12 protein-coding genes are annotated in these 12,713 nt (G+C 71.5%); 7 read left to right on the top strand and 5 right to left on the bottom strand.

All coding sequences use genetic code 11. From position 1 onward, the window contains the following. Positions 1–23: 23 nt before the first annotated feature. Together LUU90_RS08245 and LUU90_RS08240 are read right to left on the bottom strand one after the other, a co-directional pair. On the bottom strand, positions 24–455 hold the full coding sequence (locus tag LUU90_RS08245; RefSeq protein ID WP_275002887.1) for a type II toxin-antitoxin system PemK/MazF family toxin: 432 nt from the start codon (positions 453–455) through the stop codon (positions 24–26). A gap of 54 nt (positions 456–509) precedes the next feature. Further along, entirely contained in the window at positions 510–1,298 is a 789-nt protein-coding gene (locus tag LUU90_RS08240) for an alpha/beta fold hydrolase (protein WP_275002886.1), read from the bottom strand. A 223-nt stretch (positions 1,299–1,521) separates the two neighbouring features. Between LUU90_RS08240 and LUU90_RS08235 the strand changes: the two genes are divergently transcribed. Next, complete coding sequence (locus tag LUU90_RS08235) at positions 1,522–2,409, top strand: aminoglycoside phosphotransferase family protein (protein WP_275002885.1); 888 nt, start codon at positions 1,522–1,524, stop codon at positions 2,407–2,409. 3 nt (positions 2,410–2,412) lie between these two features. Here LUU90_RS08235 and LUU90_RS08230 read toward each other — a convergent pair whose 3' ends face one another. After that, positions 2,413–3,153 carry a maleylpyruvate isomerase N-terminal domain-containing protein gene (locus tag LUU90_RS08230; RefSeq protein ID WP_275002884.1) on the bottom strand — a complete coding sequence of 247 codons (741 nt, stop codon included), beginning with the start codon at positions 3,151–3,153 and terminating at the stop codon, positions 2,413–2,415. 243 nt (positions 3,154–3,396) lie between these two features. Between LUU90_RS08230 and LUU90_RS08225 the strand changes: the two genes are divergently transcribed. Both LUU90_RS08225 and LUU90_RS08220 read left to right on the top strand, forming a co-directional pair. Next, entirely contained in the window at positions 3,397–4,776 is a 1,380-nt protein-coding gene (locus tag LUU90_RS08225; RefSeq protein WP_275002883.1) for a hemolysin family protein, read from the top strand. Continuing rightward, positions 4,773–5,804 (top strand): CNNM domain-containing protein, encoded by a 1,032-nt coding sequence (locus tag LUU90_RS08220; RefSeq protein WP_275002882.1) that lies wholly within the window; start codon positions 4,773–4,775, stop codon positions 5,802–5,804. Before LUU90_RS08225 ends, LUU90_RS08220 begins: the two co-directional genes overlap by 4 nt. Before the next feature lie 57 nt (positions 5,805–5,861). Here the strand turns inward: LUU90_RS08220 and LUU90_RS08215 are convergent, their stop codons facing one another. Continuing rightward, complete coding sequence (locus LUU90_RS08215; protein ID WP_275002881.1) at positions 5,862–6,419, bottom strand: type 1 glutamine amidotransferase domain-containing protein; 558 nt, start codon at positions 6,417–6,419, stop codon at positions 5,862–5,864. Positions 6,420–6,544: 125 nt separating this feature from the next. Here LUU90_RS08215 and lepA point away from each other — a divergent pair, with 125 nt between their 5' ends. From lepA to LUU90_RS08195, 4 genes are all read left to right on the top strand, one after another. Continuing rightward, positions 6,545–8,425 (top strand): translation elongation factor 4, encoded by a 1,881-nt coding sequence (lepA, locus tag LUU90_RS08210; protein WP_275002880.1) that lies wholly within the window; start codon positions 6,545–6,547, stop codon positions 8,423–8,425. Then, entirely contained in the window at positions 8,426–9,748 is a 1,323-nt protein-coding gene (gene hemW, locus LUU90_RS08205) for a radical SAM family heme chaperone HemW (protein ID WP_275002879.1), read from the top strand. Between the two features lie 130 nt (positions 9,749–9,878). Then, positions 9,879–10,997 (top strand): hypothetical protein, encoded by a 1,119-nt coding sequence (locus LUU90_RS08200; RefSeq protein ID WP_275002878.1) that lies wholly within the window; start codon positions 9,879–9,881, stop codon positions 10,995–10,997. A gap of 90 nt (positions 10,998–11,087) precedes the next feature. Continuing rightward, positions 11,088–12,029, top strand: a complete 942-nt coding sequence (locus LUU90_RS08195; protein WP_275002877.1) for a hypothetical protein — start codon at positions 11,088–11,090, stop codon at positions 12,027–12,029. A gap of 127 nt (positions 12,030–12,156) precedes the next feature. On the opposite strand, the gene LUU90_RS08190 is transcribed toward LUU90_RS08195, so the two are convergent. Then, positions 12,157–12,699, bottom strand: a complete 543-nt coding sequence (locus tag LUU90_RS08190; protein ID WP_275002875.1) for a DUF4870 domain-containing protein — start codon at positions 12,697–12,699, stop codon at positions 12,157–12,159. Positions 12,700–12,713: the final 14 nt, after the last annotated feature.

The following is a 12,713-nucleotide window of genomic DNA, read 5'->3' as shown; positions in this document are numbered from 1 at the left end:
CCGACGTCGGCCTCGTCCTCCGCTCAGGTGAGGTCGAGCGCCCGGTCCATGTACTTCACGACGTCGTTGAAGACGTCCTCGGCGAGGATGTCGCCCTCACGGCGCACGTCGTCGGGGTCGATGCGGATGACGCGGTTGATGCGGACCTCCGAGTCGCGGCCCGAGCCGTCCCACGCGCCGGTGCCGACGTCCATCCAGATGCGGCCGGCGCGTACTTCCTGGAGCATGTCGCGGTCGTGGTCCTGGCTGGTGAGCTGCAGTCCGAGCAGCCAGGGACCGTCCTTGCCCACGAGCAGCACCGGACGGTCCTTGCCCTGGCTGTGGTCCTCCTCGTACGGGACCCAGGTCCAGACGACCTCGCCCGGATCCGGCTCACCGTCCAGCTCGGGGTTGTAGATCGGGTGGACCTCACCCTCGAAGTCGCCGGGATAGCTGTTGTCTGATGCGAAGGTCACGCCGAAACCGTACCGGAACGGGTTAACCGCGCATCGGAGACCTAACGGCAGGAATTAGCCGGCACACCCCCGTGCGAACTCGGCCAGCTCCGCAGCCATCGGCTCCGGCTCCCAGCTGTGCATCGCTCCCGGCATCTCCTTCTCCGTGCCCTTCGGCACCGCCGCCACGATGCTCGCCGCAGCTACCGGCATCTCCGGGAACGTCTCCACGCCGTACATGGCGAGCACCGGAACCGTGACGTCGAGCGTGCCGTCCTCCAGCGCGTGCTGGGCCCACGCCAGCGACTGCGCGTCGGCGCGGTATGCGGCGACGGTCCGGGCGATCATCGGCCAGGCCGGGGACGATTCCATCCCGGCGAGCCACTCGGGCGGCATGTCCTTCATGTAGTGCCGCATCGCGTTCTCGTGGTCGTCGGCGTCGAGGAGTCGCTCGATCTCGTCCGCCCACGCCTGCGTCGTCGGGGCGGGGTCGCCCAGTGGTGCCTCCCAGAGGGCGAGGCCGGTGACGGGCAGACCCGCCTCGGCGGCCCGGAGACTGACCGAGCACCCCGACGAGTGCCCGACCAGTACCGCGGAACCGCCCGCCACCTCGATCATCGACGCGACGGCGGCAAGCTCGCGGTCGAGGTCGAGGCGGCCCTCGGCCGGGCTCTCCCCGCGTCCGAGCCGGTCGAACGTGACGGCGGTCAGGCCGGCGTCGGCGACCCGCTGGGCGGTCTCCGCGGTGATCGGGTCGTCGGCCCGGTCCGGTCCGGCGCCGGTCACGAAGACGACCGCCGGTCCGGAGCCGCGCAGGTCGTAGGCGACGCGGTCGCCCCGGCTGGTCGTTGCGTATTCAGTCATACGGGTCTGACGACGCAGCCTCCGGCAACTCATCGCTGATCCCGACAACCCGGTGCCGAACGTGGGCCTGGTCGCTCTTCGAACGCGAACGTAGGGCTGGTCGCTCCATGAGTGCCCACAGAACGACCAGCCCTACGTTCGCCCGCCCCGAGCCCACCGGGCCCCGAGCGCAGTGGGCGAAAAGCGCTCGCCCGGGCGGTCGTGACGGTGTCACGGTGTGCGGATGAGCCTGCATGACGACGAGGTCGTCTCCACCCCCGAGCTGGTTCAGCGCCTGGTCGCGGACCAGTTCCCGCACTGGGCCGACCTGCCGGTGACGCCGGGGCCTGCGGGCGGCACCGACCACCACCTGTTCCGCCTCGGGGACGACCGGCTGGTCCGAATGCCGAAGATCAGCTGGGCGCAGGAACAGGCGGTCAGCGACGCGCGCTGGCTGCCGCGGCTCGCGCCGCAGCTACCGATCAGGCTCCCGACGCCCGAGGCCGTGGGGGAGCCCGGCCAGGGTTTCCCGTTCCGCTGGTCGGTGACGCCGTGGCTCGCGGGCGCCTCGCCCGCCGTCGGCGAGCTGGGGACGGGCGCCGCCCGGCAGCTGGGCGAGTTCGTCGTGGCGCTCCGGTCGGTGAGCACGGAGGGCGGGCCCGTCGTCAGCGGCACCTCCCGCGGCGTCCCGCTCGTCCGACTCGATGGCGCCGTCCGCACCGCGATCACGGAGGCAGGGAACCGGATGGACGGCCCCGCCGCGACGAAGGTCTGGGAGCTGGCGCTCGATGCCCGTCCAGCAGCCGAGGCCGCCTGGATCCACGGCGACCTGGCGCCCGGCAACCTGCTGGCCGATGGCGGCAGGCTCACCGCCGTCATCGACTGGGGTGCCGTCGGCGTGGGCGACCCGGCCGCCGACCTCATCGCGGCCTGGACCCAGTTCCGGGGCGAGCAGCGTGACGTCTTCCGCGCCGCGGCGACCGACGGGCTCACCGATCCCGACGACGCCTGGGCGCGCGGACGCGGCCGGATGCTCGTCCAGGCGGTGATCGCACTGCCGTACTACTGGGACCGCTGGCCCGAGTTCGCGCTCGCGTGCCAGGAACGGGTGGCCGCGGTGCTGGCGGACTGACCGTTACGGCACGATCGGCTCTGCCAGCGCCGCCTCGAGATCGGCGCGGTCGCCCTCGACGGTCAGCTCTGCCTCGGCGGGCGTGAGCCGACGCCACAGCGTCAGCGCGAGCGCCTCGGCCGGCCCGGAGACGACGACGTCGGGCGCCACCTCGTCCGCGCGCTGCCCCGGGGCGCCGAGCACCCATACGGGCGTGCCGGAGACGTCGGTCGCCACGAGCGCGACCGGATGGCGCAGCGGTGCCATGCGGCCCAGCCCCACCTGCCGCGGCTGGAGCACCGTCACGACCTCGTCGACCGTGTCCGCCCACACGTCGGGCGCGGCCCCGGCCAGCCCGACCGATCCGGCTCCGGCGGTGGCCGCCAGCAGGTCGTGCAGGTGTACGAGCGTCTCGTGGGTCTGCCGGCGGTGCCAGAACCGCACGGGGCCGGGGCCCATGGGCTGGGGATGGGCCAGCACCCGGCCCTCGCTGTCAGGATCGATCTCGGCCAGCGCCTGTCGCAGGGTCGCGGCCTGCGCCGCATAGTGGGGCGCCAGGTCGAACGGCCCGTCGCCGAGCGGTTCGCCCTTGGCACCGCGGACGTTGCCCGCCGCCCAGTGATGGACCTCCGCGAGGTGCTCCACCAGCCCACGGACGGTCCAGTCGCCGCAGGCGGGCACTCGTGAGCCGGGGTCGGCGTCGGGCACCGCGGCAAGGAACTCGCCCTGGAAGCGGGCAAGCAACGAGAGGTGGTCGAGGGTCATGAGCCGAAAGGTACCGCTCGCCACCCACACCCGGTTCCCGTGCTCCGGATGACGACTGCCTCACGTCGTGGAACTGTAGAACCGCGTTCGTCGTTCTCCACGCGATGTCCTGACCGGACATGCGGCCAGAGACCCTCGGGCCGCTACCGAACCGCACCACCTTCAGCGAAGGATCATGGACGCAGACAGTCATAGACCCCACCCTCAGGTACGTCGTCGTCGCACCGGCTGGGGGTGGGGGCATTGAGCTGGTTGCTCACCCTCCTCCTGGGGGTGCTGGTGATCCTGGTGATCACAGCGGTGACGGGCTATTTCGTCGCGCAGGAGTTCGCGTACATGGCGGTCGACCGCGCCCGCCTCGCGGCCCGCGCGGAGGCCGGCAGCGCAGGCGCGCGGCGCGCGCTCGGCGTGACCCGGCGCACGAGCTTCATGCTCTCCGGGGCGCAGCTCGGCATCACGGTCACCGGTCTGCTCGTCGGCTACGTCGCGGAGCCCTTGGTCGGTGAGTCGCTGGGCGTCGCGCTCGGCGGGGTCGGGGTGCCGATCGGTGTGGGCGTCGCGGTAGGCACCGTCCTCGCGCTCGTGTTCTCGACGCTCGTCCAGATGCTGTTCGGCGAGCTCGTGCCGAAGAACCTGGCGATCACGCGGCCTGAGCCCGTGGCGCTGTGGCTGGCCCGCTCCACGACCATCTACCTCGCGGTCTTCGGCTGGTTGATCAAGGTGTTCGACGCCGCGTCCAACGCGCTCCTGCGGATGCTGCGCATCGAGCCCGTGCACGACGTCGAGCACTCGGCGACGGTCCGGGACCTCGAGCACATCGTCGCGGACTCGCGCGCCAGCGGTGATCTCCCGGACGACCTGTCGGTTCTGCTCGACCGGATCCTCGACTTCCCGCGACAGGACGTGGAGCACGCGATGATCCCGCGGGCGCGGGTCGGCGTGGTGAGCGCGAAGGACACGCTCGCACAGGTGCGCGAGCTGATGGCTCGCGGGCACTCCCGGTACCCGGTGCTCGACGACGACGGCGAGGTGGTCGGCGTCGTGCACCTGGCTGACCTGCTGTCCGCGGGTCCCGCGGCGACCACCGTCGCGGACCTGCTGCGTCCGGCGCTCGTGCTGCCCACGTCGATGGCGCTCCCGGACGCCCTGCGGGAGCTGTCGGCCACGCGGAACCAGATGGCCTGCGTCGTCGACGAGTACGGCGGGTTCGCCGGTGTGCTCACCGTCGAGGACCTCGCGGAAGAGCTCGTCGGCGAGATCACCGACGAGCACGACGACGAGATCGACCCCGTGACCGCCGCGTCGGACGGCGTCTGGGTCATGGCCGGTGACGTCCACCTCGACGAGGTCGAGCGGTCCGTCGAGCGTGACCTGCCCGAGGGCGACCACGAGACGATCGCAGGACTGGCGATCGCCGTCCACGGCTCGCTGCCCGCGGCGGGTGACGTGGTCGACGTGCCCCTGCCCGCCGACCCGGCCGACCTGGTCGCGACGCAGCCGCACCCGGACGAGGTGCTGCGGATCGAGGTGCTCGAGGTGGAGCGGCACGTGCCGTCCCGCGTCCGGGTCACCGTCGTCGACGCACCGGCGCATACCGAGAACGAGCGCGAGGAGGCCCGATGAGCAACCCCGGGGTAGTGGTCGCGGCCACCGTCATCATCATCGCGCTGAGCGCGTTCTTCGTGGCGGTGGAGTTCGCGCTGCTCGCCGCCAAGCGACACCGGCTCGAGGACGCGGCAGCCACCAGCCGCTCCGCACGCGCGGCCCTGCGCAGCGCGAGCGAGCTGACGGTGCTGCTGGCGGGCGCACAGCTCGGCATCACCATCTGCACCCTGGCCCTCGGTGCGATCACCAAGCCGGCGGTGCACCACTGGCTGACGCCGCTCTTCGAGACGTGGGGGGCGCCGTACTGGGCCGCCGACGTCGCGGGTTTCGTGCTGGCGCTCATCATCGTGACGTTCCTGCACCTGGTCGTGGGTGAGATGGCGCCCAAGTCGTGGGCCATCGCCCACCCCGAGACCAGCGCGACCATGCTGGCGCTCCCGATGCGCGCGTTCATGGCGGTGACCCGGCCGCTGCTCATGGCGCTGAACGGCGCGGCGAACTGGTGCCTGCGGCGCGTCGGCGTCGAGCCGGTGGACCAGGTGGCGTCCGGGCAGGGGCCGGACGACCTGAGGCACCTGGTCGAGCACTCCGCCAGCGTCGGTGCGCTCGACGTCGCCTACTCCGACCAGCTCTCCGGCGCGCTGGACCTCCGCCGGCTCACGGTGGGGGACCTGCTGGGGGAGCGCACGGTGCCTGCCGCCGTCAGCCACGGCGCGACGGCCGCCGAGGTGCAGGAGGCGTCCCGGGCGTCCGGCCACCTCCGGATCCTCGTGGGGGCGGACGACCGTCTGCCGGACGGCGTGGTGCACGTGCGTGACACGCTCCTGCTGGCCGACCAGGCGTCCGTCGCGGGTGTCACCCGGCCGGTCTTCGAGCTGGCCCCGGACGTGCCGCTGCACAGCGCCCTGACGAGCATGCGGGAGACGGGCAACCTGCTCGCGATCGTGGCCCGGCCGGACGGCGGGGCCGCCGACTACGGCGTGGTCACGCTCGCCGACGTGCTGCGCAAGCTCCTGCCGCGCACCACGGCGGGCCGGGTCGGCTGACCGACCCCGCCCGTGCGGGATCCTCGCCCGGCCGGCCGGCCGGGCGAGGATCCTGTCTCAGACGGCGTCCAGGACGGCGTCGATCTCGCCGAGGAAGTCCGGGAGGTCCTTGGGGTTGCGTGACGTGATCAGCGGGAAGCCCGCGCCGGTGTCCCGGACCACCGGCTCGTCCACCCACGTGCCGCCCGCGTTGCGGATGTCGGTGGCCAGGGAGGGATAGCTGGTCAGCCTCGCGCCCGTGACCTTGCCCGCCTCCACGAGGGCCCACGGGCCGTGGCAGATCGCGGCCACCGGGCGGCCGGAGGACGCGAACGCCTCGACCACCGAGACCGCCTTGTCCTGCAGGCGCAGCGTGTCGGCGTTGATCGTGCCGCCGGGCACGAGCAGCAGGTCGAAGCCTGCCGGGTCCACCTCGTCGATGGTGGTGTCGGGTGCCACGGCCTCGCCCGGCTTCTCGTCGCCCACCAGGGTGCGTACGTCGTCCCTGGACACCGCGGCCAAGGTGACCACCGCGCCGCGGTCGCGCAGGTGGCGCATGGGCACGAGGAGCTCGTCCTGCTCGACGCCGTAGTTGGTCACGACGGCCAGCACTTGCTTGCTGGTCAGGTGCGGCATGGTTGTCCTCCTCCGATCGGGATCCCTGTTCCACGACCGTAGGCACGACCGCGCCCCGCTCGCACGGGACGTGGGAGAATGGGGGCTGGTCCTATCACCCACCCTGACGACGGAGCGAGAACGCTTTGCCCATCCCCGGTCCTGCGCTCACCGCGCGCATCCAGCCGAACGCCACAGCGCCCGAGCTGATCCGCAACTTCTGCATCATCGCGCACATCGACCACGGCAAGTCGACGTTGGCCGACCGCATGCTGCAGCTGACCGGCGTGGTCGAGTCGCGCGACATGCGCGCCCAGTACCTCGACCGCATGGACATCGAGCGCGAGCGCGGAATCACCATCAAGTCGCAGGCCGTGCGGATGCCGTGGGCGCTCGCCGACGAGGCGGGTGTGCTCACCCCGCACGCGCTGAACATGATCGACACCCCGGGGCACGTCGACTTCACGTACGAGGTCTCCCGCTCGCTGGCCGCGTGCGAGGGCGCCGTGCTCCTGGTCGACGCCGCCCAGGGCATCGAGGCGCAGACCCTGGCCAACCTGTACCTGGCCATGGAGAACGACCTCGAGATCATCCCGGTCCTGAACAAGATCGACCTGCCGGCGGCGCAGCCGGAGAAGTACGGCGAGGAGCTCGCGAAGCTGGTGGGCTGCGAGCCCGAGGACGTGCTGAAGGTCAGTGGCAAGACCGGTGTCGGCGTCGAGCCGCTGCTCGACCGCATCGTCCAGCGGGTGCCGGCCCCGACCGGCGACCCGAACGGCCCGGCCCGGGCCATGATCTTCGACTCCGTCTACGACACCTACCGCGGCGTCGTGACCTATGTGCGCGTGATCGACGGTGACCTGAACCCGCGCGAGAAGATCGCGATGATGTCGACGCGTGCCACGCACGAGCTCCTCGAGATCGGGGTCAGCTCGCCCGAGCCGCACGCGACCAAGGGTCTCGGCGTCGGCGAGGTGGGCTACCTGATCACGGGCGTGAAGGACGTGCGCCAGTCCAAGGTCGGCGACACCGTGACCAACGCGGCCAAGCCCGCCACCACCGCGCTCGCCGGCTACAGCGACCCCAAGCCCATGGTCTTCTCGGGCCTGTACCCGATCGACGGCTCCGACTACCCGGTGCTGCGCGACGCCCTGGACAAGCTCAAGCTCAGCGACGCCGCGCTCAACTACGAGCCCGAGACGTCGGTGGCCCTCGGCTTCGGCTTCCGCGTGGGCTTCCTCGGCCTGCTGCACCTCGAGATCGTGCGCGAGCGCCTCGAGCGCGAGTTCAACCTCGAGCTGATCTCGACCGCCCCGAACGTCATCTACCAGGTGACGATGGAGGACGGCACGAAGGTCGAGGTGACCAACCCGTCGGAGTTCCCCGGGGGCAAGATCAAGGAGGTCCGTGAGCCCGTCGTCAAGGCCACCATCCTCACCCCGAGCGAGTTCGTGGGCGCGGTCATGGAGCTCGCGCAGTCCAAGCGCGGCGACCTGCAGGGCATGGACTACCTGTCCGAGGAGCGCGTGGAGCTGCGTTACCACCTGCCGCTCGGCGAGATCGTCTTCGACTTCTTCGACCAGCTCAAGTCCAAGACCCGCGGTTACGCGTCCCTCGACTACGACACGACCGGCGACCAGGTGGCCGACCTCGTGAAGGTCGACATCCTGCTCCAGGGTGAGCACGTCGACGCGTTCAGCTCGATCGCGCACCGTGACAAGGCGTACTCGTACGGCGTCATGATGACCGCCAAGCTCAAGGAGCTCATCCCGCGCCAGCAGTTCGAGGTGCCGATCCAGGCCGCCATCGGCGCGCGCGTGATCGCCCGCGAGACCATCCGCGCCATGCGCAAGGACGTGCTCGCCAAGTGCTACGGCGGCGACATCAGCCGTAAGCGCAAGCTGCTGGAGAAGCAGAAGGAGGGCAAGAAGCGCATGAAGAACATCGGTTCCGTCGAGGTGCCGAAGGAGGCGTTCATCGCCGCGCTCTCCTCCGACTCCGATGCGCCGAAGGACAAGAAGAAGTAGGTGCCCGCTCTTCCCTCCGGTATCCCCGTGCCCGACGACGGCGGGCTGCCCGACTGGGTACGGCCGGCCGATTCCTCGTCGGCCGGTCCCTTCGGCGTCTACGTGCACGTCCCGTTCTGCACGGTGCGCTGCGGCTACTGCGACTTCAACACCTACACCGCTGCGGAGCTGGGCGGCGGCGCCAACCAGGCGCAGTACGCCGGCACGGCGCTGCTGGAGGTCGAGCTCGCGGCCAAGGTGCTGGCCGACGCCGGGCGCTCGCCCGCCGCGGTCTCCACGGTCTTCTTCGGCGGCGGCACCCCCACGATGCTCCCGGCCGGGGACCTCGCCCGGGTGCTCGGCGGGATCAACGACGTGTGGGGCCTGGCCGGTTCCTCGACGGGCTCGGGACAGGCCGCCGAGGTCACCACCGAGGCCAACCCGGACTCCGTGACGCCCGAGTCGCTGCGGGTCCTCGCCGACGCCGGGTTCACGCGCGTCTCCTTCGGGATGCAGTCGGCGGTGCCGCACGTGCTCGCGACGCTGGAGCGCACCCACGACCCGCTGCGCATCCCCGACGTCGTCCGCTGGGCGCGCGACGCCGGGCTCGACGTGTCCCTCGACCTCATCTACGGCACCCCGGGTGAGTCGCTGGACGACTGGCGCGTCAGCGTGGAGACGGCGCTGGCCACCGGCGTCGACCATGTCTCCGCGTACGCGCTGGTGGTGGAGCCGGGTACGAAGATGGCAGCCCAGGTGCGCCGCGGCGAGGTGCGGTTGCCCGACGAGGACGACCAGGCCGCCAAGTACGAGCTGGTCGACGACCTGCTCACGGCGGCGGGTCTGCGTTGGTACGAGGTGTCGAACTGGGCACGCGCCGGGCACGAGTGCCGGCACAACATCGGGTACTGGCGTGGTGACGACTGGTGGGGCATCGGTCCGGGTGCCCACAGCTACGTGTCGGCGCCCACATCGGCGGTCGCCCTTCGACAGGCTCAGGATCCGACTGTCGAGACCCCGGCCGGGGTGCGCTGGTGGAACGTGAAGCATCCCCGCGCCTACGCCACGCGGCTCGAGGCGGGGCAGAGCCCCGGCGCGGGGCGCGAGCTGCTCACGCACCAGGAGGCCCACCTGGAGCGCGTCATGCTCGGGGTGCGGCTGCGGGAAGGCCTCGACCTGGGAGTGCTGTCGGCCACGGGTCGCACCGCGGTGGCAGGGCTCGTGGCGCGCGAACTGCTCGACGGTCGGGCGGCCGTCGGCGCCGGGGGAGTGCCGCCGCGGGCGGTGCTGACCCGCCGCGGACGCCTGCTGGCCGACACCGTGGTGCGCGAGCTCACGTCCTGAGTCGGGCGGCCGGCAGGACGCACCGGAGAACCACCTTGGTTTGTTTGCGTGGTGGGCGAAATCGCGGATACCTTGTGCCGATTCACACCGTGACAAGGCGGCACAGGCACGCCTGACGAGGGGTACGCGCATGAGCAACACCTACGGCGGCTGGAACCCACAGGATCCCTACCGTGGGCAGAACCCCGAGTCCCGGCGTGGGCAGGGCGCGAACCCGCACGCACAACAGGCCCAGGCCGCCAGGGATCCCTACGGTCAGGACCCGCAGCCGCAGGACCCGCAGCCGGGCCGGGCCCGGCCCACGCAGCCCCAGCCGTTCGACCCGTACGGCCCGCGCGACCCCTACGGGCGCCCCGCCAACCCGTACGGCCGGCCGGACTACCAGCCCCAGCAGCGGCCGGAACAGCGTGACGGGCAGCCGGGCGTGTGGGGCCAGCTCCCGGGCCACTCGCAGGCCCCGCAGCCGCAGCAGGCCCCGCCCGGCACTCCTCAGCGATTCCAGGAGCCGCCGGCCCAGGGCCTCCCGCAGTACTCGCCGGTCTCCGGGGCGGAACACCGCTCAGGCACGGACGAGCCCCCGACGATCGGCAGCGCATGGCGCTGGGGCTGGAGCGCGTTCGGCGCCAGCTGGGGCGTCTGGGTGCTGATGAGCCTGCTGCTCGGCCTGGCCCAGCTCGCCGTCGTCCTCCTGTTCACCCCGTCCATCGTGGACGGCATCGTGAACGCGGCCGACCCGGCGGCGGTCGACGCCGCCCAGGCCGCCGGGCAGACGCTCGAGGCCCGCGGTCTGGCCGCCGCCGGCACGGCGGTGTGCTTCCTGCTGCAGGCCCTCCTGTACGCCGGCGCGATCGCGGCCACGCGGACCCGCAAGGTGCGCTTCCGCGACTTCTTCGTGCTCCGTGGCTTCGCCGGGCTCGTGGGGTACGCGGTGATCACCGGGGCGCTCGGCTTCGCCGGCACCGTGGTGCCCATGGTCGGCTGGCTGGTGCAGGTGGTGTTCACGCTCCTCCTGCTCCCCGTGCCCTTCCTGCTGCTCAAGGGTGTGGGCTTCGGCAAGGCGTTGGGCGGCGGCATCGGCCTGGTGCTCTCGCACGTCGGGACCGCCCTCGCTGTCTTCGGCATCTTCGCCGCGCTGGCGCTCGCCTCACTCTTCACGTGCGGTATCGGCCTCGTCGTCGTGGCACCCGCGATGTTGCTGGTGGGGGCCTATCTCGTCCAGCGCTGGACCGGAGAATCCGTGCAGGGCTGACCGGCTGGTCACAACTCGGCAATTGCGCATGCGTAGATGCGGAGAAGAGGTGAAGGTAGGGCTGGATCACTGACCAGCCAAGGGGAACACATGAGCGAGAACACGCCGCAGAACCCGTACGAGCCGAACCAGGGCGGCGCGACGCCGCCGCCGGGTGGGCCGACGCCGCCGAACCCCGTCGAGCCGACGCCTCCGTACCCGGCAGGGGCCACACCGCCGTCGTCCGGGGGCCCGACGCAGCCGCCCGCCTACGGTGGCGCGAGCCAGCCCCCGGCCTACGGCGGACCGGCCGTGCCGTACGGCACGCAGCCGTCGAAGCCGTTCCGGGTCGGTGAGGCGCTGAGCTTCGGGTGGGACCGGTTCAAGGGGAACTGGCTGTTCTGGGTGCTGTTCGTGCTGCTGACGTTCGTCGTGGGCGCCATCTTCAACGCGGACTCGTTCAACGATGTCCAGGAGCAGATCAACGCCGCCCAGGAAGGCGGCGAGCTGAGCACCCTGGGCGCGACGGGGATGTCCGCCGGCAGCAGCCTGCTCCAGCTGATCGGTTCCTTGCTCGTCTCGGTGCTCCAGGCGCTCGGGATCAACGCGGCGCTGCGTGAGGTGTCCGGCGAGAAGGCGACCTGGGGCAACCTGTTCAAGGTGAACAGCTTCGGGATGGTCATCCTGGCCGCCCTCCTGCTCATGGTGGCGAGCTTCGTGGGCGCGCTGCTGTGCGGCATCGGCCTCATCGCCGTGGCGATCTTCGGCGTCTTCACCTACCACAACGTGGTCGACAAGGGCCTGAACGCCTGGGCCGCCTTCACCTCGTCGTTCTCCCTCGTGGGCAAGAACTTCGGTGCGGTGTTCCTGCTGGAGCTCGCGCTCTTCGGCATCAACATCGTGGGTGCGCTGCTGTGCGGGCTCGGCCTGTTCATCACGATCCCGCTGTCGGTGCTCGCGCTCGCCTTCGCGTTCCGCCGGATCACCGGCGGCCCGGTGAACGCCGGACCGGCCGCCGCCGGCCCGTCCGTGTACGGACCGCCCGCGGCCTGATCCGGACCGGCCGGCCGACGGGCTGACACGAAGGGCACCCCGCCTGCGCGGGGTGCCCTTCGTGTCTGCTGGGCCGTCGTCCTGACGGCGGGGCCGGGACAAGGAGCCGGAATACCTGCCGGACGGACTACTTGATGAGGCGGATGTTCACCGGGTAGCGGTACGGCGCACCCTTGCTGTTCTCCACGGCGGCCAGGATCATGAACACCACCGCGGCGATGAACACCACGTACACGATCGTGCCGAGCCCGAAGGTGACGACGGAGATGATCGCGCAGGCGATGTGCACGAAGATCAGCGTGATCTGGAAGTTCAGCGCCTCCTTGCCCTCCTGCTCCACGAACCGGCTCCGTTCCCTGAACGCCAGCCAGATCGCCAGCGGCGCGATGAACGACAGCAGGACCGGGCCGATCTGGGCGAAGACCGACCACATGCGCTCGTCCGACGGGTTGAGCGGCTGGGGCTGGTAGGGCGCGCCGGGGCCGTAAGGCGCGCCGTACGCGGTGCCCGGCTGGGGCTGGCCGGGCTGGCCGGGGTGCGGCCGCTCCGGCTGGCCCTGGTAGGGCGACTGGCCAGGCTGGGGCGAGCCGTAGACGGGGGGCTGCTCCGGCTGCTGCGGCGGTGGGCCGGGCTGCTGGGGCGACTGCGGCTGCTGCGGGTTCTCGGACATGGCCCCCACCGTAG

Source organism: Promicromonospora iranensis, from assembly GCF_028994775.1.
Taxonomy (GTDB): Bacteria; Actinomycetota; Actinomycetes; order Actinomycetales; family Cellulomonadaceae; genus Promicromonospora; species Promicromonospora iranensis_A.
Note: the sequence above shows the minus strand (reverse complement) of the source record. Positions and strands in the feature narration are given on the sequence as shown.

Excerpts from the sequence above, each read along its gene's own strand:
- LUU90_RS08230 (WP_275002884.1), bottom strand. The coding sequence starts at position 3,153 with ATGACCCTCGACCACCTCTCGTTGCTTGCCCGCTTCCAGGGCGAGTTC.
- LUU90_RS08195 (WP_275002877.1), top strand. The coding sequence starts at position 11,088 with ATGAGCGAGAACACGCCGCAGAACCCGTACGAGCCGAACCAGGGCGGC.
- LUU90_RS08220 (WP_275002882.1), top strand. The coding sequence starts at position 4,773 with ATGAGCAACCCCGGGGTAGTGGTCGCGGCCACCGTCATCATCATCGCG.
- LUU90_RS08240 (WP_275002886.1), bottom strand. The coding sequence starts at position 1,298 with ATGACTGAATACGCAACGACCAGCCGGGGCGACCGCGTCGCCTACGAC.
- LUU90_RS08200 (WP_275002878.1), top strand. The coding sequence starts at position 9,879 with ATGAGCAACACCTACGGCGGCTGGAACCCACAGGATCCCTACCGTGGG.
- LUU90_RS08235 (WP_275002885.1), top strand. The coding sequence starts at position 1,522 with ATGAGCCTGCATGACGACGAGGTCGTCTCCACCCCCGAGCTGGTTCAG.
- LUU90_RS08190 (WP_275002875.1), bottom strand. The coding sequence starts at position 12,699 with ATGTCCGAGAACCCGCAGCAGCCGCAGTCGCCCCAGCAGCCCGGCCCA.
- LUU90_RS08215 (WP_275002881.1), bottom strand. The coding sequence starts at position 6,419 with ATGCCGCACCTGACCAGCAAGCAAGTGCTGGCCGTCGTGACCAACTAC.